The organism is Flavobacterium pedocola, from assembly GCF_053764385.1.
The window spans coordinates 242,230-261,895 of the sequence record NZ_JBSNCR010000002.1 but is presented as its reverse complement, the minus strand read 5'-3'; the positions used below and the strand labels follow the sequence as shown (position 1 = coordinate 261,895).

Annotated in this window: 18 protein-coding genes and 2 tRNA genes; 10 read left to right on the top strand and 10 right to left on the bottom strand. The window is 40.1% G+C overall.

From position 1 onward, the window contains the following. Positions 1-3 precede the first annotated feature (3 nt). The 6 genes from ACWPKD_RS05200 (at position 4) to ACWPKD_RS05175 (ending at position 7,049) form a co-directional block, all read left to right on the top strand. Positions 4-1,152 (top strand): formimidoylglutamase, encoded by a 1,149-nt coding sequence (locus ACWPKD_RS05200; RefSeq protein ID WP_455411616.1) that lies wholly within the window; start codon positions 4-6, stop codon positions 1,150-1,152. Positions 1,153-1,293: 141 nt separating this feature from the next. Next, the gene (gene porK / locus ACWPKD_RS05195) at positions 1,294-2,700 is read left to right on the top strand and encodes a T9SS ring complex lipoprotein PorK/GldK (protein WP_455411615.1); all 1,407 of its coding nucleotides are present in this window, start codon (positions 1,294-1,296) and stop codon (positions 2,698-2,700) included. Positions 2,701-2,753: 53 nt separating this feature from the next. Next, positions 2,754-3,392, top strand: coding sequence for a type IX secretion system motor protein PorL/GldL (gene porL, locus ACWPKD_RS05190; RefSeq protein WP_455411957.1), 639 nt, complete (start codon positions 2,754-2,756; stop codon positions 3,390-3,392). 46 nt (positions 3,393-3,438) lie between these two features. Then, a complete protein-coding gene (gene porM / locus ACWPKD_RS05185) occupies positions 3,439-4,977 on the top strand; it encodes a type IX secretion system motor protein PorM/GldM (protein WP_455411614.1) in 1,539 nt (512 codons plus the stop codon). A 43-nt stretch (positions 4,978-5,020) separates the two neighbouring features. Beyond that, a complete protein-coding gene (gene porN, locus ACWPKD_RS05180; RefSeq protein ID WP_455411613.1) occupies positions 5,021-5,938 on the top strand; it encodes a type IX secretion system ring subunit PorN/GldN in 918 nt (305 codons plus the stop codon). A gap of 58 nt (positions 5,939-5,996) precedes the next feature. After that, the gene (locus ACWPKD_RS05175; RefSeq protein WP_455411612.1) at positions 5,997-7,049 is read left to right on the top strand and encodes an NAD(P)/FAD-dependent oxidoreductase; all 1,053 of its coding nucleotides are present in this window, start codon (positions 5,997-5,999) and stop codon (positions 7,047-7,049) included. A 9-nt stretch (positions 7,050-7,058) separates the two neighbouring features. Here ACWPKD_RS05175 and ACWPKD_RS05170 read toward each other — a convergent pair whose 3' ends face one another. Then, the gene (locus ACWPKD_RS05170; RefSeq protein ID WP_455411611.1) at positions 7,059-7,448 is read right to left on the bottom strand and encodes a DUF983 domain-containing protein; all 390 of its coding nucleotides are present in this window, start codon (positions 7,446-7,448) and stop codon (positions 7,059-7,061) included. Between the two features lie 65 nt (positions 7,449-7,513). On the opposite strand from ACWPKD_RS05170, the gene ACWPKD_RS05165 reads away from it, so the two are divergent. Further along, positions 7,514-9,418 carry an ATP-binding cassette domain-containing protein gene (locus ACWPKD_RS05165; RefSeq protein WP_455411610.1) on the top strand — a complete coding sequence of 635 codons (1,905 nt, stop codon included), beginning with the start codon at positions 7,514-7,516 and terminating at the stop codon, positions 9,416-9,418. Between the two features lie 93 nt (positions 9,419-9,511). Here ACWPKD_RS05165 and ACWPKD_RS05160 read toward each other — a convergent pair whose 3' ends face one another. From ACWPKD_RS05160 to ACWPKD_RS05140, 5 genes are all read right to left on the bottom strand, one after another. Continuing rightward, a complete protein-coding gene (locus ACWPKD_RS05160; RefSeq protein ID WP_455411609.1) occupies positions 9,512-10,657 on the bottom strand; it encodes a GNAT family N-acetyltransferase in 1,146 nt (381 codons plus the stop codon). Between the two features lie 58 nt (positions 10,658-10,715). Next, positions 10,716-11,204 (bottom strand): DUF1761 domain-containing protein, encoded by a 489-nt coding sequence (locus ACWPKD_RS05155; RefSeq protein ID WP_455411608.1) that lies wholly within the window; start codon positions 11,202-11,204, stop codon positions 10,716-10,718. A gap of 104 nt (positions 11,205-11,308) precedes the next feature. After that, positions 11,309-11,761, bottom strand: coding sequence for a KTSC domain-containing protein (locus ACWPKD_RS05150; protein WP_455411607.1), 453 nt, complete (start codon positions 11,759-11,761; stop codon positions 11,309-11,311). A 127-nt stretch (positions 11,762-11,888) separates the two neighbouring features. Further along, positions 11,889-11,961: transfer RNA gene (locus ACWPKD_RS05145), tRNA-Met, on the bottom strand. Between the two features lie 32 nt (positions 11,962-11,993). Continuing rightward, positions 11,994-12,066 (bottom strand) — tRNA-Met (locus ACWPKD_RS05140). A 118-nt stretch (positions 12,067-12,184) separates the two neighbouring features. Between ACWPKD_RS05140 and era the strand changes: the two genes are divergently transcribed. The 3 genes from era (at position 12,185) to ACWPKD_RS05125 (ending at position 17,394) form a co-directional block, all read left to right on the top strand. Further along, a complete protein-coding gene (gene era / locus ACWPKD_RS05135) occupies positions 12,185-13,069 on the top strand; it encodes a GTPase Era (RefSeq protein ID WP_455411606.1) in 885 nt (294 codons plus the stop codon). A gap of 131 nt (positions 13,070-13,200) precedes the next feature. Then, complete coding sequence (gene der / locus ACWPKD_RS05130; protein WP_455411605.1) at positions 13,201-14,511, top strand: ribosome biogenesis GTPase Der; 1,311 nt, start codon at positions 13,201-13,203, stop codon at positions 14,509-14,511. 96 nt (positions 14,512-14,607) lie between these two features. Beyond that, positions 14,608-17,394: an outer membrane beta-barrel protein gene (locus ACWPKD_RS05125; protein ID WP_455411604.1), complete on the top strand. Its 2,787-nt coding sequence runs from the start codon at positions 14,608-14,610 to the stop codon at positions 17,392-17,394. A 49-nt stretch (positions 17,395-17,443) separates the two neighbouring features. On the opposite strand, the gene ACWPKD_RS05120 is transcribed toward ACWPKD_RS05125, so the two are convergent. The 4 genes from ACWPKD_RS05120 to ACWPKD_RS05105 form a co-directional block, all read right to left on the bottom strand. Further along, on the bottom strand, positions 17,444-17,659 hold the full coding sequence (locus ACWPKD_RS05120; protein ID WP_455411603.1) for a hypothetical protein: 216 nt from the start codon (positions 17,657-17,659) through the stop codon (positions 17,444-17,446). Between the two features lie 145 nt (positions 17,660-17,804). Continuing rightward, complete coding sequence (locus tag ACWPKD_RS05115) at positions 17,805-18,602, bottom strand: TPM domain-containing protein (protein ID WP_455411602.1); 798 nt, start codon at positions 18,600-18,602, stop codon at positions 17,805-17,807. Next, on the bottom strand, positions 18,603-19,040 hold the full coding sequence (locus tag ACWPKD_RS05110; RefSeq protein ID WP_455411601.1) for a TPM domain-containing protein: 438 nt from the start codon (positions 19,038-19,040) through the stop codon (positions 18,603-18,605). Further along, entirely contained in the window at positions 19,040-19,648 is a 609-nt protein-coding gene (locus ACWPKD_RS05105) for a LemA family protein (protein WP_455411600.1), read from the bottom strand. The genes ACWPKD_RS05110 and ACWPKD_RS05105 overlap by 1 nt, the downstream gene beginning before the upstream one ends. Positions 19,649-19,666: the final 18 nt, after the last annotated feature.

The following is a 19,666-nucleotide window of genomic DNA, read 5'->3' as shown; positions in this document are numbered from 1 at the left end:
GATATGGCTTTTGATTTTTTTCAGCCTTTAGAAGATGACTTTCTTGCTTTTGTGCAGAGTTTGAGCAATCAGACTTTGGGAAAAAAAGTGGCTTTTCATACCCGAACAGATTTTCCGAATATTGAAAGAGCGTCCATCGCTATTATTGGGGTTTTGGAAAATCGTGGAGCAGGCTTGGATGCTGAAAGACATGAACTGGCACATGTCCGCAAAGAATTTTACAGTCTTTTTCCGGGGAACTGGGAGACCGAAATTGTGGATTTAGGAAATGTGGTTGCTGGCAATTCGCTGGAAGATACGTATTATGTATTGAAAACGGCCGTTGCGGAATTGATACGAAACAAAGTGATTCCGGTGGTAATAGGTGGTTCCCAGGATTTGACCTATGCGATGTACCGCGCCTACGATCAGTTGGATCAGATGGTAAATGTGGTGTCGATTGACAGTCGTTTTGATTTCGCTAAAGAACAAAGCCTGCCGGCCCATTCGTATTTGTCTAAGATGATTGTCGAAGAACCGAACAATCTTTTTAATTATAGTAATTTAGGATATCAGACCTATTACAATTCGCAGGAAGAGATCGATTTGATTGAAAAATTGTATTTTGACGCGTACCGTTTGGGGGAAGTGTGTAACAATCCGGCTATCGCAGAGCCTGTTTTCAGGGATGCCGACCTGGTTACGCTTGATTTGAATTCAATAAAATCATCAGATTCGGGTAATTTTGTGAATTTTATTCCAAATGGATTTGATGGTAAAGAAATTTGTGTACTTTCGCGCTATTCTGGAATTAGTGATAAGGTTTCGGCTTTCGGGATCTTTAATCATAACGACTCTAAAGCAGAAGCTGTGCTGATTTCCCAGATCATATGGTACTTTATTGAAGGTTACCATTATCGTTCAAAAGAATATCCTTACGGAAGTAAAGAAGATTATTTAAGGTATATCGTTCCGCTTGAAGACGAAGAATTGATTTTCTATAAGAGTGATAAAACGGAAAGATGGTGGATTGAAGTGCCTTTTTTAACAAATATTAACAATAAAATAAAAAGAAGCGCGTTATTACCCTGTACCTACGACGATTATGTAGGGGCTACTAATCAGGAAATCCCTGAAAGGTGGTGGAAGGCTCAGAAAAAAAACCTCCTATAAAAAGGATAAAGTATTGATTTTACCTGAAAAAAGGATGATTGATACTTTTTTAAGTTTTTTTTAGGAAAAAAATTGTTTTTTTAAAAATAAATAGATAGGTTTACGCCCTTAAAAATGTGTATATAATTAACCCAAATTTATATGAAGAAGTTCATTGCGTTAACAGCACTTTTATCATTATTCTTTAGCAGCTGTCACAAGAACGACAGAGGCGAGCTAGTAGGAGTTAAAGGAAGAAAATGGCATCCGGAAAAACCTTTTGGAATGACATTGGTTCCTGGCGGTGCGTTTATTATGGGTAAATCAGATGATGATTTGGCCAATGTAGGGGATGCTCCAACCAAAACTGTTACAGTTCGTTCGTTTTACATGGATGAGACGGAAATTACTAATAGTGAGTATCGTCAGTTCGTAGAATGGGTGAAAGATTCTACTATCAGAACAAGATTAGCTATTCTTGCCGATGAGCAAGGACAGAAGCCTGGTGCTGGTAAAGGTGGTAAAGGCGGAAGCATTGGTGATTTTGCTTTTAAAGATCAAGATCCTGCAAAAATGTCTGCATACGATAAGTATATGTACGAAAACTATTACAGTATTGGTACAGATGAAGATCCGTATGCCGGAAGACGTTTAAATAAGAAAGTTAAATTACATACAAATGTTCAGAAATACCCGGACGAGTATTACGTAGAGGTAATGGACTCTTTGTATTTGCCTGCAACAGAATCGTATAATGGGTTAAGAACTTTTGATGTTTCTAAATTGAAATTCAGATATACTTGGATGGATATTCAGGCTGCAGCTAAAGATAAAACTGTTGGAAACAGCAGAAAGAAAAGAAGTAAGTATATGAAGACTGAAAATATCGAGATCTATCCAGATACTACGGTATGGATTAAGGACTTCGCTTACTCTTACAACGAGCCAATGCATAATGACTATTTATGGCACCAAGCCTATGGAGACTATCCTGTAGTGGGTGTTTCTTGGAAACAGGCTAAAGCGTTTTGTGCTTGGAGAACTTTGAATAAGAATGCTTATATCAAAAAGAAAAAAGGAAGAGATCAGGTGAACTCATTCCGTTTGCCAACAGAGGCAGAGTGGGAATATGCTGCAAGAGGTGGTCTGGAGTCGGGAACGTATCCTTGGGGTGGTCCTTATGCTAAAAACGACAGAGGATGTTTCTTAGCGAACTTTAAACCAAACCGTGGAGATTATGCGGCGGATGGAGCTTTGTATACTGTTGAGGCAAAATCATACGAGCCAAATGAATTCCACTTATATAATATGGCTGGTAACGTAGCTGAATGGACAGACTCTTCATACGATCCTGCAGCTTATGAGTATGTCTCAACAATGAACCCGAATGTTCCGGATTTATCCAACATGCGTAAAGTTACACGTGGAGGTTCTTGGAAAGATGTTGCGTACTTCTTACAGGTGAGTACTCGTGATTATGAGTATGCGGATTCTGCAAGATCTTACATCGGATTCAGAACAGTTCAGGATTACATGGGAACTAGTAACACAGCTACTGAGGCTAAATAACATTAGAAAAATTAACCAATTTTTATATTAACTTAACTATCTAAAATTTTATTATTATGGCATTACCTAAAAAAGTTATGAATTTTGCCTACGGTATGGGGGCAGCGGTTGTAATTGTTGGAGCTTTATTCAAATTGATGCACTGGCCAGGTGCTGGGCCAATGTTGATTATTGGTCTATTGACAGAGGCAGCAATTTTTGCTTTATCTGCATTTGATCCAGTTGAAAAAGAATTAGATTGGACGTTGGTTTACCCTGAATTAGCGGGTGGTGAAGTGAAAAAGAGAGACGCTAAAAAAGCTGAAAACCCAACTGAGGCTCAAGGATTGTTATCTCAAAAATTAGACGCTATGTTGAAAGAAGCTAAAATTGACGGTGCGTTAATGGAAAGCTTAGGAAACAGTATTAAAAACTTCGAAGGTGCTGCTAAAAACATGGCTCCTACTGTTGATGCTATCGCTTCTCAGAAAAAATATGCTGAAGAAATGGGTATGGCTGCAACTCAGTTAGAGACTTTGAACAGCATGTATAAAGTACAATTGGATAGCGCTCAGCGTAATGCAGAAATCAACAAAGAAGTTGCTGAAAACAACTTGAAATTGAAAGATCAAATGCAATCATTGACTGCTAACTTATCTTCATTAAACAACGTATATGGCGGAATGCTTTCTGCAATGAGTAACAGAGGCTAATTAGTTTCATTATTATTTTATTAATCTTATAAACTAATTAGAAGAAATGGCAGGAGGAAAATTAACCCCTAGACAGAAGATGATTAACCTAATGTACTTGGTTTTCATCGCGATGTTGGCATTAAATATGTCAAAAGAAGTTTTAACGGCTTTTGGTAACTTTAACGATAAATTTACTGAATCAAATAAATTAACTGAGGAAGCGAATGGTAATTTATTGTCTGCGTTAAATACTAAAGCAAGTGACGAGCCGGCTAAGTATGCAGAATCAGCAAAAAAAGCTAAAGAAGTTAATCAGATTTCAAAAGAATTTGTAGCTTTTTTAGAGACTGTTAAAGCTGAAGTTACAGATGGAATTGAGCCGGACGAAAATGGTAAATTGCCATTTGAAGCTATGGATAAATCTACAATCGATGAAAAATGGTTTGCAGGTGATGGCTATAGCCCAAGAGGAACTGAAATTGTTACTAAAATTGACAAATACGTTACGGATATCAAAAAGGTACTAGGTTCAGATGTTAAATACATTCCTTTTATCAAAGAAATTGAAAAGAAATTTTCAACAGCTGATATCACTAACAGAGAAGGAGTAAAAGTTAAATTTTTAGACTACAAAACTAAAGGTTTCCCGGCTGTATCTACTTTAACATTTTTAACTGCTATGCAGAATGATGTTAAAAACACAGAAGCTGGAGCTTATAACTTATTCTTAGGAAATGCATTGAAGCAAGCTGCTTCTATGAAAAACTTCCAGGCGATTGTAGTGTTAGAGAAAAATGCTTATTTCCAAGGGGAGCAGGTAAAAGGTAAGGTTGTATTAGGTCGTTATGATGCTAACACTCAACCTACATCTTTTAAAGGTCCTGGTAAAATTGAGAACGGGCAGGCTGTTATCTCTATGACTGCTGGTGGAGTTGGTGAGCAAAATATTGCTGGAGAATTCGGTTTCTTAGAAGATGGAAAAGAAATTCCATTGAAATTCGAAGGTAAATATGTTGTGGTACCTCGTCCAAACTCAGCTAACATATCTGCTGACAAAATGAACGTAGTGTACAGAGGTTTACCTAACCCAATGACAGTTTCATTTGCTGGTATTGCAGAAGATAAAGTAACTGCTTCTGGTCCTGGTTTAACATCAGCTGGAAAAGGAAAATATAACTTGAACCCGGGTTCAGGAACTGAAGTAACAATTACTGCGACTGGTAAATTACCTGATGGAAAAACGGTTTCTGATAAGAAAGTTTTCCGTATCAAGAATATTCCGGGTCCTGTTGGAGCTATCGGTGGAACTGATGGAGTGGTTAAAGGAACTAAGTCTCGTTTAGAAGTTTCGCAAGTTTCTGCGGTATTAAAAGATTTCTTGTATGACTTAAACTTCCAAGTTACCCAGTTTACATTTAAAGTGCCTGGTCAGGCTGCTGTAATTGTTAACGGTGACCGTGTTAATGCTCAGTGTAAAGCTGCGTTAGCTAGAGCTGGACGTGGAGATCAGGTTACTATCTCTGATATCAAAGTTAAAATCGTTGGGGTGCCAAGTACTGTAGTGCCTCCAAAAACTGCTCCGGTTATTTACGAATTACAATAATTTTTAAAACTGGATGTCCTCAAATAACTTATAATTTTTGAACATGAAATTGAGAAAACTTTTAGTAGTATTTTTTGCAGTGGCAGGAAGCTGTGCTTCATTTGCTCAGTCGAATCTATTAAATGCCAAAACTCCGGATGAGATTGGTAAGAAGACCGCTGCTCAGATGAATGCGGATAATGATAAACCGTTACCTTACGGTTACGTTCACGACCGTGATGTTTTGATGGGTAAAACTACTTGGGAAATCGTCGACTTAGATGAGCGTGTGAACTTCCCTTTGTATTATCCAATTGATACTGCTAATATTGGTAAGGATCGTCGTTCTTTATTCGATGTATTGTTGAAAGGAATCAAATCAGGTAAAATCACTGAAGTGTATACCGATGATTACTTTAATACTAAGAAGACTTTTAAAGATATGGCTTCTTCGTTCACTTATATTGATACGACTCAGGCGGGTAGAGATGAAATCAATACCTACTATGATGACTATATGGTTAAGAAGACAAGAACTTTGGATCCTCAGTTTATCGATAAGAGAGAATTGGCTGCCATTGATATTTCAGGTTACAAAGTAAAAGGTTACTGGTATTTTGACAAACGTCAAGGTGAATTGAAATACAGAATGTTAGGGATATGTCCTGTATCGCCTGAGGCTAGAGACATCGGTAATGATAATGCCGACGTAATCGAATTGTTCTGGATTTATTTCCCGTCAATCCGTAACGAGCTTCATGAGGCAAAAGCCTTTAACGACCGAAACTCTGCTATGCCGCTTACGTTTGACCACTTGTTAAATGCACGTCGTTTCAGTGGTGTGATTTATAAAGAAGAAAACGTTTATGGTGACAGATCCATCGAGCAATACATGAAAGAAAATGCTCAGATGCAGTTGTTAGAGTCCGAAAGAGTTAAGGAGAAGATCCGTAACTTCGAAATGGATATGTGGAATTACTAATATTCTCAAATTATATAAAAACTCCTGTCATTCGGCAGGAGTTTTTTATTTTTGCACTATGATAGATTATCTAATTGTTGGCTCCGGTTTGGCGGGTGTTTCCTTTGCTGAGACGGCTTATTTGTATAATAAGTCTTTTCGTGTATTTGATGATTTTAGCTTTTCTTCCTCCAAAGTGGCGGCTGGCTTGTACAATCCCGTGATCTTAAAACGCTTTAGTCAGGTTTGGAAAGCTACGGAACAGTTGGACTATGCCTTGCCTTTTTATAAAGAGATTTCAGTAAGACTTGGTGTGGAATTTGATTTTCTGTTGCCGGTTTACCGCAAGTTTGCTTCTATTGAAGAGCAGAACAACTGGTTTCAGGCAGCCGATAAACCTAAGCTTTCTCCTTTTTTGTCTGCCAAAATCATCAACAAAAAGTTTCGAGCTATAGAATCTGTTTTTGGTTATGGTGAAGTTTTGCAAACCGGATATGTGGATACGGAAGCCTTGTTACTGGCATACCGAAAATACCTTCATGAAAATGAGGTTTTGCAGCAAGAAACCTTCGATTATTCCGCTTTGATTTTTCATGAGGATTCGGTTGAATACAAAAATCAATTCTATAAACATTTGATTCTTGCAGATGGGTTTGGGATGAAGAGTAATCCGTATTTTATGGAACTGCCTTTAGATGGTACCAAAGGGGAATTGTTGGTCATCAAGGCGCCGGATTTGGATCTGGATGTGGTTTTGAAATCAAGTGTTTTTATCCTGCCTTTAGGGAATCATTTGTATAAAGTTGGTGCAACCTATAACTGGGATGACAAAACCGATACGCCTACCGAAGAAGGAAAACAGGAATTAGTGGCGAATCTGAAGGAAATTATTTCCTGTGATTTCGAAATCGTGGACCACTTAGCAGGTGTACGCCCTACGGTTAACGACAGAAGGCCTTTGGTGGGAACACATCCGGATCATCCTCGTATGCATGTGCTCAATGGTTTAGGAACCCGTGGCGTCATGTTAGGTCCTTGGTTGGCAAAAGAATTGTTCGAACATTTGGAATACGGTTCTGAATTGGACAATCAGATTGATGTCAAACGCTTTTATAAAAAAAGAGGAGCCTGATAGCTCCTTTTATTTTTTGTTCACCTTCCAGTTTTTGTCGTAATGGATGAAAAAATTGATCCAGATGTTGCGGGAAAGACGCATGATCACCGGCATAAAAGCAATTAATGTGGCAATGATGGTAATAAAAGCAGTTTTTAAGCTAGTCCCCAAAATAAGAGAACTGATTACGAAAGCCGCCACGCCAAACGCGATCCCAACTCCATAGCTCACATACATGGCGCCATAAAAGAAGGAAGGTTCTATCTTGTAACGGGTTCCGCAATGACTGCAGGTTTCATGCATTTTGAAAATATTCGAAAGATTGTATGGGTTTTTGTCCAGATACATGCTCTCTTCCTGACATTTAGGACAACTTCCTGTTAAAATGCTGTTGAGTTTCGATCCTTTTTTTAACATTTGCAAAAAATTTCAGTAAAGGTACTTCATTTTAGAAAGTGTCTTAATAATTATAGTCACAATTTATGCTTAATATTCACAATTTGTCGGTTTCTTTTGGTGGAACCTATCTGTTCGAAGAAGTAACGTTTCGCCTCGGTGCCGGAGACCGTGTAGGTCTTGTTGGTAAAAATGGAGCCGGGAAATCCACGATGCTGAAAATCCTTTCACGTGACATGCAGCCTGATACTGGAAGTATTGCAACCGAGAAAGAAGTCCGTATTGGGTTTTTACGTCAGGATATCGATTTTGTTCAGGGAAGAACCGTTTTGGAAGAAGCCTATCAGGCTTTTGAAGAAATCAAGCAGGCCGAATTCAAAATGGATGAGATCAACCATCAGCTGGCCACACGCACCGATTATGAAAGCGCGGCCTATTCTGAATTGATTGAGCAGTTAAGTGATGTGACGCACCATTATGAGATTTTAGGTGGGTATAACTATGTTGGTGATACCGAACGTATTTTGTTGGGATTGGGTTTTAAGCGTGAAGATTTCGAGAATCAGACCGATACATTTTCGGGAGGTTGGCGTATGCGAATCGAATTGGCGAAACTCTTGCTTCAAAGCAACGATATTTTGCTACTGGATGAACCAACGAACCACTTGGATATCGAGAGTATCATCTGGTTGGAAAGTTTCCTGAAAACCTTCCCAGGGGTAGTGATGATCATTTCCCACGATAAAATGTTTCTGGATAACGTGACCAACCGTACTATTGAAATTTCGTTAGGGAAGATTTACGATTACAACAAACCGTATACACAATATTTAGTGCTGCGCAATGAAATCCGCGAAAAGCAATTGGCTACACAGAAGAATCAGCAGAAGAAAATCGAAGAAACTGAAAAACTGATCGAGAAGTTCCGCGCGAAAGCTTCCAAAGCTTCCATGGCGCAATCCTTAATCAAAAAGCTGGATAAGGTGGAGCGCATTGAAGTGGATGAAGATGATAATTCCGTGATGAGCATTTCATTCCCCGTTTCCGTTACGCCGGGAAGGGTAGTGGTGGAAGCGGAACATGTGACCAAGAAATATGGCGATAAAACGATTCTGAAAGACATTTCGCTTTTGGTGGAACGCGGCAGCAAGATTGCCTTCGTGGGACAGAACGGCCAGGGGAAATCCACGTTTGTAAAAGCGATTCTGAATGAATTCGAATATCAGGGAAATATCAAGTTAGGACACAATGTGCAGGTTGGGTATTTTGCCCAAAACCAAGCTGAATATCTTGATGGTGAAAAAACGTTGTTGGACACCATGACCGAAGCGGCTACTGATACCAATCGTTCTAAAGTGCGCGACATGTTAGGGGCATTCCTGTTCAGGGGCGACGATGTGGAGAAAAAAGTGAAAGTACTTTCCGGTGGTGAACGAAACCGATTGGCGTTGTGTAAACTGTTGTTGCAGCCGTTTAACGTCCTGATTATGGATGAGCCGACCAATCACCTTGATATTAAGTCGAAAAACGTTTTAAAAGCCGCTTTGCAGCAATTTGAAGGCACCTTGCTTTTGGTGTCCCACGACCGTGATTTTCTTCAGGGTATGGCAAATATTGTCTACGAATTCAAAGATCAGAAGATACGCGAATATTTAGGGGATATCAACTTCTTCCTGGAGCAGCGCAATGTGCAGAACATGCGTGAAGTGGAAAAGAAAGACGTAGTGGTGAAAGAAGCGCCGAAGGAAAACAAATCGCTTTCCTACGAAGACCAGAAAAAGAACAAATCACTTCAGAACAAACTGAGCAAAATAGAAGGCCAAATCCAGCAACTGGAAAACGATATCCAAAAAGACGACAAAGCACTGGCGGAAAACTACGAAAAGCTAATGCAGGATGCTTCGTTCTTTTCGGCCTACGAAAAGAAAAAGAAAGATCTTGAACAATTACTTGAAGATTGGGAAGTCGTTCAGATGGAATTAGAGGCGTAGTTTTGCAGTATGCAGTCACAGTATTCAGTCGCGGTTATCAGTTATGGGTAACAATCTGAGACTGCTCACTGAGACTGTTCACTGAGACTGGGACTATTTAAAAGGATGCCGTTGTTGCCATTCCGTTTCCGGCTCTAAATTGGTGAAGATTTTTCCAATGTACCGGTTGATGAGTTGGTTGCGGTGATAAATGAAGCCGGACATCATTACCGGTTGCGCGCCAATGGAGCTCTTGATTTCCAGAGCGGTTCTTCCGAAAATGATTTTTTTATACTGTTTTTCAATGCCGTATTCCGTCATGTTGTAGAGCATGTTCAGGTAGAGCATTTTTTCTTTCTGCACTTCGGAATCATAGCCAAGGAAATACGTTTCCAAAACCGTTCCGTTCAATAGTAAAGTGTGAAAGCCGATTAATTTGTCATTCAGGAAATAACCGGTCAGTATGAACTGGTCTTTTAATTGTTTCTTAAAGGTTGAAAAATGGTTTTTGGCCAGAAAGAAGGTGTTGAAAGGGGCGTTTTTGGCCACATGATGGTACAATTCGTAAATGCGGTCTTCGTTGGTGATAATTTCTTCCAGGCTTAATTCACGAGTAGCCACAGTATCACACTTTTTGCGAGCCCTTTTGTATTGATCCCGGTATTTTTTTGAAAACGATGCAATATAATCCGCTCCGGTTTTCCATTCCTCCCGAAGTTCGAAAACCATATTGGGCTGGGTGTTGAATTCGTACACCGAAGCAAAGTCGTAGTGTTTTAATTCATCGGCACAGTGCTGGTAAAAATCCTTGAACGAAACCAGGTGGATGTTGATTTTTTGTTTTTTGAAGTAATCGGTGATTGCTTCCGCACATTGTACCAACACTTCACTGATGTGTTTGAATCCGATCTCTTTATTGAAAGTATAGCCGTTTTGTCCGGTAATCATGTTGTTGCCTAAAAACAAAACATGCGAGGCGAAGTTTTTGAAGACAAAATTCCTTACAGCGGTTTTTAAACATTTGTCCCGCTCTCCAAACGATTCCAGTTTGTTCAGGTTCAGGTATTGGGCTAAAGCCACGCCAATAAGTTGGGAGGCTTCATAAATACCGATGTAGAAACACTGCATGTTGGTAGGGGCCGAGGCTTCCAGAACTTTTAAATAAGGGGTTTGAAGGAAAGCATTGGCAACGGCCACCTCGTTCCAGTTTTCAGGAAGTTCGGAAATTTTCGAATAAACGGTAAAGGTAGTTGTGCTCAAGGTTAAAAAAATCGCCCTACAAAGGTAGAGCGATTGTCTTATAATTAAATGTTAATTCTTATTTCCAGCCGCAGATAATAGCGCCCATGATAGTCAGGGACACAACCCAATATCCGGCGTTTACCAAAATGTACTTCCATGATTTTTGCTCAAAAAGAGCGTTGATGGCTGTAATCGGTAAAGCTATGAACAACCCGGCAAAGAAACCGTGAAAGGCTCCGTGTTTGAACGTGCGGAAAGCATCTCCGTAATCTGCCATGAAAGCAGCGTAAGAAGGTTTTGCGGTAGCAACGAATTCCGGTCCTCCGATCATTCCCATAGCGCTCAATTGGTGAATGGTCAGTGCGGGTAATATAAAAGCAAGCATCAACGAGTAGAAAATCGTCAGTCCGAAAATTTTCACCATGTTGCCTTGTTTGGCTTTTTCGTCGGTCATGCCTGTTTCATTCATCCAGATGGTTCCGAAAACTTTAGGATTGTACCATACGAAACCAACCAATAAGGTAACCAAAGCGGCTACAAATACTGCTAAAAAGTTAAATTCCATAAATTGTTTTGTTTTTGGTTATCCTCAAATTTAACAAATAAAAACACATGAAACAAAAAACCACCAACTTTCGTTGATGGCTTTCTTTTATTTGTTGTTGCTGATTATTCTGCGGCAACTAATTTGCTGGAGCTTCTGTAGGCAAACTCGTTGAAGATATGGCGTTTTGCAAAACGGTTCGGGGAATCAGCGTTGATCATTTTGATATATGTGTTTTTCGGAACCCCAAAATACTCAAACTGATTGCCGTCCAAAAAACTGATGAACAAAACCCCGTTATCCATATAAAACTCCAAAATAGTTGAAGTTGAAATGGTTTTCAGGTATTCTTCTTTGTCTTTTTTAAGGGTTTCGGGAGCAATACTTACCAGGAAATGGTAGGCTTCAATAACGGCCTTGCTTCGCTCTTCAGCAGCTAAACGCTCTACAGGATCTGCGATGGTGTCCGGATGGTCTTCCTTCATGCTGTTTCTGTAAATCGTTTTTAACTCTTTCAATGTCGCTGTTTTAGTAACATTAAGTAAGGTGCGGTATTCTGCAATTTTTTTTGTGTTCATGTGTAAAAAATGAAATGTTTCACGGGTGAAACAATCTGATTAACAGTTGGGTAGTTCTGTAAATGCAGAAAATAGCCAACTTCGGTTTGTTTAAAAAAAAAGAGAACCAAAATGATTCTCTTCTTAGTAGCGGGAACAGGACTCGAACCTGTGACCTTCGGGTTATGAGCCCGACGAGCTGCCTACTGCTCTATCCCGCGCTGTACGGTTTGTATTCTCAATATTTTCTTAGTAGCGGGAACAGGACTCGAACCTGTGACCTTCGGGTTATGAGCCCGACGAGCTGCCTACTGCTCTATCCCGCGATGTTTCGGGTGCAAAAGTACAACGAATATTTGAATAAACAAGTTTTATTTAGAATAATATTCTTTTATTTCGTCTATTCGCTTGATATGACTACCTTTGTAGGCTAATTTTTTCACCATGTCGCATAAAGCAGGTTTTGTAAATATCATCGGGAACCCAAATGTAGGGAAGTCCACCTTAATGAATGCTTTCGTTGGGGAGCGTCTTTCTATTATCACATCTAAAGCACAAACTACCCGTCACAGGATATTGGGGATTGTGAACGGAGACGATTTTCAGATTATGTTTTCCGATACACCGGGGATTATTAAACCGGCGTATGAAATGCAGGAATCCATGATGAATTTTGTAAAATCCGCTTTTGAGGATGCTGATGTTTTAATCTACATGGTAGAAGTAGGTGAGCAGGAGCTGAAAGACGAAGCCTTTTTCAATAAGATCATTCATTCTAAAATTCCGGTGTTGTTGTTGCTGAACAAGATTGACAAATCGAATCAGGAACAATTGGAAGAACAGGTGAATCTGTGGAAAGAGAAAGTGCCGAATGCCGAACTTTTCCCGATTTCGGCTTTGGAGAATTTCAATGTGAAAGAAGTTTTTAACCGCATCATAGAGTTATTGCCGGAATCACCGCCGTATTATCCGAAGGATGCTTTGACGGACAAGCCGGAACGTTTCTTCGTAAACGAAACCATCCGTGAGAAAATCCTTTTGAACTACGACAAGGAAATCCCGTATGCCGTGGAAATCGAAACGGAAGAATTCAAAGAAGACGACGACATCATCCGAATCCGTGCGATAATTATGGTGGAGCGCGACACCCAGAAAGGAATCATAATCGGACACAAAGGTTCGGCGATTAAGAAAGTAGGGATCCAGGCGCGTGAGGATCTGGAGAAATTCTTCGGAAAACAGATCCACATCGAAATGTTTGTGAAAGTGAACAAAGACTGGAGAAGCAATGCGTTCCAATTAAGACGATTCGGTTATAATCAGAAATAAGTGATTGGTAATTGGTCGTTAGTAATTAGTGAAAAGAGGTGTTGGGTTAAAGTCTTCTTTTAAGATCCGGATTTCAAATCCATAAACCTTTTAAATATAAAAGCGTACTTTTGCGCAAAATTTGATAGAAAATGAACAATATCGTAGCCATAGTAGGACGACCGAATGTAGGGAAATCGACTTTCTTTAACCGTCTGATTCAGAGAAGAGAGGCCATCGTTGACTCGGTGAGCGGGGTGACGCGTGATAGAAATTACGGAAAAAGTGAGTGGAACGGAAAGGAATTTTCGGTAATCGATACCGGTGGTTATATTAAAGGTTCGGACGATATTTTTGAAGGTGAAATCCGTCGTCAGGTGGAATTAGCAATTGACGAAGCTGATGCCATCATTTTTGTGGTAGACGTGGAAGAAGGAATTACGCCAATGGACGAAGAAGTGGCGAAGTTGCTTCGCAAAGTGACCAAACCGATTCTTTTGGCCGTAAACAAAGTAGACAATGCCATGCGTGAGAAAGACGCGGTGGAGTTTTATAATTTAGGTTTAGGCGAGTATTTTTCCATTGCCGGGATGAACGGTAGCGGAACCGGAGAACTTTTGGATGAACTTGTACGCGTATTGCCGGAATTACCGGATGCCGTAGAGGAAGAAAATCCATTGCCGCGCTTTTGTGTGGTGGGACGTCCGAATGCAGGTAAATCCTCGTTTATCAATGCCTTAATTGGAGAAGATCGTTTTGTGGTTACCGATATTGCAGGAACTACACGTGATGCGATCGATACCAAATACAACCGTTTCGGGTTTGAATTCAACTTAGTGGATACTGCGGGAATCCGTAGAAAAGCAAAGGTGAAGGAAGATTTGGAATTTTACTCCGTAATGCGTTCGGTACGTGCCATTGAGCATTCCGATGTTATTATTTTAATGATTGATGCCACGCGTGGTTTTGAAGGGCAGGATCAGAGTATTTTCTGGTTGGCCGAGAAAAACCGTAAAGGCATCGTGATTTTAGTGAACAAATGGGATTTGATTGAAAAAGATACGATGTCGACCCGTGATTACGAAGCGAGAATCCGTAAAGAAATCGAGCCGTTTACCGATGTGCCGATTTTATTCGTTTCCGCATTAACAAAACAACGTTTGTTGAAAGCGCTGGAAACCGCGGTGGAAGTGTTTGAAAACAGAAAACAGCGCGTAGCCACTTCAAAATTCAATGATCTGATGTTGCCGATTATTGAAAGAATGCCGCCTCCGGCCCTGAAAGGGAAATACATCAAAATCAAATATTGCATGCAGTTGCCAACGCCAACACCTCAGTTTGTGTTTTTTGCCAACCTGCCGCAGTACATCAAAGATCCGTACAAGCGTTTTATCGAAAACCAGTTGCGCCAAAACTACAATTTCAACGGTGTGCCGATCGATATTTACTTCAGACAGAAATAATCTGTTAAATATTAGTGAACAAATAAAATTCTTACATAATAAAATCTTTATTTCGCGGTTTTTATGAGTAAATCATTTTAACCGCGTTTTTTATTTATGTTTCAGAAACTACTGTTCTTTGTTCTTGCGATGTGTTCTTTGTCTTCCCTGGCTCAGAATTCCATAACCTTAAAAGGGAAAATCATTGAAGAAAACACTAAGTTGCCTATAGAAGCCGTAACGGTTTATGTTTCGGTGGTTAAGGATTCTTCTTTGGTTGACTACACCATCACCGACAAAAACGGTAACTTTTCGTTAGGGATAAAAAAACTGGCCTATCCGGTATCCCTGAAATTTTCAATGGTAGGTTTTGAGGACCACAAAATTACCCTGAATGACGTTTTGGCGAGTAAGGATTTTGGTGTGATCACTTTGAAAGAACAGGCTAAAATGTTAGGGGAAGTAGTGGTGAAAACCGAAGCACCACCAGTGCGCATTAAAAAAGATACACTTGAGTTTAATGCGGCTTCGTTTAAAGTGCGACCGGATTCTAATGTGGAAACCCTATTGAAACAGCTACCGGGCGTAGAAATTGATTCCGAAGGGAAAATTACGGTAAACGGAAAAGAAGTAAACCAGATTCTGGTAAACGGAAAGCCTTTCTTTGATAAGGACGGTAAAATTGCGTTACAGAATTTACCTTCCGATATTGTCAACAAAGTACAGATCAGTGATACCAAAACCAAGAAAGAAGAACTTTCCGGTAAAGCAGCCAGTGGAAACAATGCCAGTATCAATCTGACCATCGATGAAAAAAAGAACAAAGGTTTCTTCGGGAAATTCATGGGAGGCCTTGGGACGGATGACCGTTATGAAAGTAGTGCGCTGGTCAATTACTTCAAAAACAAGCGAAAGCTGAGTGTATTGGCTTCCTCCAATAATATTAATTCTACCGGTTTTTCAATGGACGAGATTTTTGACAACATGGGAGGTGGCCGAAGCCGTTCGGTGAATTACAACGATAACGGTTCGTTTTCTATTAACGGAGCACGTTTCGGAGGTGGGGCTGGGATCACACAGTCGGACATGATCGGGGTGAATTATTCCGATGAATTGTTCAAGGATTTTGAATCGACAACGAATTATTTCTTTACCGACCAGCATTCTAAAAATAAGCGAAGAGCAAAACAAATTAACTTTTTACCGAACGGGACTTTTACCACAGAATCGAATTCACAGGCCAAATCCGATCGTTACAGCCATCAGGCCAATATGGAGTTGGCATATAAAATCGATTCGACGACTTCGGTAACCTATATCCCTAAGTTTTTGGTGTCGTCAGGAAAAGACAGGGAAGATTCTTATCAGGCTTCCACAGATGAAACAAACACGCTTCAGAATGAAAGTACAGCGAAAAGTCTTGACGAGAGTAAAGGGACATCCTTTGAGAATAAATTGTATTTCAACAAAGCGTTTAAGCGTAAGAGGCGTAATCTGGATGTTTCTTTCGAGCAAAATTCAAATAATGATGATATCACGTCGTGGAACCAATCGGCAACTATTTTTCATCAGGGAACCGATCCGGACGATATACGGGATCAGTTGAGAAAAAGCAATAACACGGTTGATAATTATTCGATTGATTTGAATTATTCGGAACCGATCGTGGATTCGCTAAATGTGGCTGTCGGATTGGATTACCAATGGAAAAAAACATCCAATGACCGAAAAACCTTTGATTATGATGCGGTTAGTGATTCGTATTCGGTAGTGAACGATAATCTTACCAATCGTATTTCTTCCTTGGCCCGTATTGCCAAACCTACAGTAGGGTTGACGCTGGAAAAGAAAAAATTCACGTTTTATTTTTTTACCGGGACTGCCGTAATTGATTTTGAAGGCAGATCCTTCTATTTGGCGAACCAGACCGATCTGCAAAAAAATTATGCGCTGCCGTTTGCCAGTTTGAACATGAATTACAAATTGGGGAAATCGAAACAGATTTGGATGAATTATTCTTATGATTATGATTTGCCGAGTGCCAGTCAATTGTTACCGGTTGAAGATTTTTCCAATCCGTTGAATACCTTTAGAGGGAATTCGGATCTGGATTTGAACAAGAGGCACTATTTGTATGCAAGCTTTAGTAACTTCGATCAGTCCAGAAAATCGTTTTTCAGTTTTTACTTAGGAGGGAATTATTATGAAAACCAGTTTGTATCCTCCACTATCATCGGGGCAAACGGGAAAAGAGAAACCAGCTACCGAAACGTTAAGGATAATTATTATACCTGGTCCGGAGTCAATTTCAGTAAAACCTTTAAAAGTGAAGCGCATACCTTCAAATTTGGAGGGGGAAGCGGGGTTAATTTTTCGATGAACAAAGGATTTGTGAACAATGAAATGTATGACGCTTTCGGAATCCGTTGGAGGCTTCGCGGCTATTTTAACTATGAATACGGCGAATTGTTTATGATCAATCCGAGTTACAGTTATGTGTTGAATAAGACCGATTACACCAATTATTCCGTGAATTCAGCCTCAAATTTCCAGCATCAGTTTAGTCTGCAAACAACCAATTACTGGCCTAAAAATTGGGTTTTCGGAAATGATTTCAGTTATAATTACAATTCCACCATTGCGGATGGTTTCAAGAAGGACTTCTATTTGTGGAACACGAGTTTGTCCTACAGTTTTTATGAGAAAAGATTTGTTGCGAAAGTAAAGGTATACGACCTGTTGAACCAGAACCAAAGTGCCACCCGAAACATTTCGGCCACGACAATACGCGACGAGGAAAATACGGTGTTGAAACGTTATGCCATGTTCTCGTTAACTTATAAGATTGAGAAATTTGCGGGTAAAGAGAAATCTTCCCGAGGTAGGGCCATGATGCATTTGTAGATAAAAAAAGAGATTGCATAGCAATCTCTTTTTTTTACAATAGGAAGAACTAAATCATAGGGTAATCTTCATACCAATCATCGAATGATTTTGAAGTGGTGTAATCGTCGGTCAGAACTTTGTAGACCATGAACGGAATCAATAGGAAACCCAAAAAAAGTAATCCTATCAACGCCGGAAGACTAACATTCAGCTGGCACAAAACCGCAAATGCGATAAGATACAATGTCGTTGCCCATACCATTTTCATTGCAACATTTTTCATGACATTCTAATTTCTGGTAAAGGTACGGTTTATTGGGATTTTTTACGGTTAATTAATTGGTAATAAGATGGTTGAATATAAAAAGGAGATTGCTATGCAATCTCCTTTTTATATTTCGCGGAATACTGTAAACTGTTTACGGGTTTTACCAACCGCCGCTGGCTCCACCACCGGAGAAACCGCCGCCGCCAAAACCACCACCGAAGCCTCCGCCTCCGCCAAAACCGCCTCCGGAACTTCCACCACCAAAACCACCGCGGCCTAAGCTGCTCAGGATAATGATGTCGCCCAAATCAGGTCCGGAAAAGCGTCCGCCGTTTCCGCCGCCTTTTTTGCCTTTGGAGATTATGATGATAATTAGGAGGAACACAATTACAAAGAAAATGATCTTTCCAAGGCTTATCCCGTCGGGTTTGTCCCCAATTCTGGTGCCTTTGTATTTGCCTTTCAGGGCGTCAAAAACAACATCGGTACCTTTGTCCAGTCCGCTGTAATAGTCTCCGGCTTTAAATTCGGGGGTGATGACATTTCTGATGATTTCCCCACAGATCCCTGCTGTAAGCCTGTCTTCAAGACCATATCCAGGACGGATACTCATCTTCCGGTTGTTTTTTGCGACTAGGATAATGAGGCCGTTATCTTCTTTTTTCTGTCCGATGCCCCACTTATGTGCCCAGTTGGTAGCCAATACGCCAATATCTTCGCCTTTTAAATCGTCAATAGTGATGATTACAATTTGAGTGGTTGTGGAATCAGAATATCTTACAAGTTTGTCTTCCAATTGCTTTTTCTGACTTGCATCAAGCAAATTGGCGTTATCGTAAACACTGGTCTGAAAACTCGGTTTTTCAGGGATGTCATACTGCGCAAATCCCAACTGATGCAATAACAGGAAGGTTATCACAACAGAGAGCTTTATCAATTTTAAAAGGAAATTTATCATTTATCCTTTGGATATTTCGTTAGATAATTCGTTAGTGTCGTCGCTCTGGTAAGGGAAGTACTGTTTCAGACGCTCACCGGCTCTTAAAATCCCGTCCACTAAACCTTGTTTGTAGCGTTTGTTTTTGAAGTGTTCGATAATGACATCTTTGGTACAGTCCCAAAAATCTGCTTCCACCATTTTATCAATGCCTTCATCACCAATTATGGCAAAGGTGTGGTCTTTTACACCAACGTAAAATAATACGCCGTTTTTTGCTGCGGTGTTGTCCATGTTCAGAGAATGAAAAACCTCCTTGGCCCTTTCGAGCGGAGGTTTTTCAGTATGAGCTTCTATGTGTACTCTAATCTCACCTGAGGTGTTTTTTTCCGCCTGGGAGATTGCCGCAACAATTTCTTTTTCTTCTTCCGGGGTTAGGAATTCTTCCGTTAAAGACATTATTTTTTCTCTTGATTGTTGTCAAAATTGAATTCCACCTCTACTGGTTTTTCAGCACCGGCTACTGCGTCGAAGAAAGGTTTCTCTTTGTATTCGGATAAGAACCAGTTGTTAGGAATTTTCAGGATGTAGTTGTTGTAGCTCTGAACCGATTCGTTGAAACGTGTTCTGGCTGTTAAGATCTGGTTTTCAGTACTTGCCAATTCGTCCTGTAATTTCAGGAAGTTAGCGTTGGCTTTCAAGTCCGGGTATTGTTCCACGGTTACCAATAATCTTGATAAAGCTGATGAAACACCACCTTGTGCCTGATTGAACTGCGCCAATTGCTCTGGTGTAACATTTGAAGGGTCGATGGTAACCTGTGTGGCTTTGGCACGGGCTTCGATTACCGCGGTTAAGGTTCCTTTTTCGAAATCGGCAGCTCCTTTTACGGTTTTAACCAGGTTTCCGATAAGGTCGTTTCTTCTTTGGTAAGCCGTTTCCACGTTACCCCATTCTTTTCCCACAGCCTGATTCTCACGGATAGCGCCGTTTTTTATTCCGATGTACCAAAAACCAAGGATTACTAAAAGTCCAATACCTACTAAAATTGGTGCAAATTTTCTCATGTGTCTAGATTTAAAATT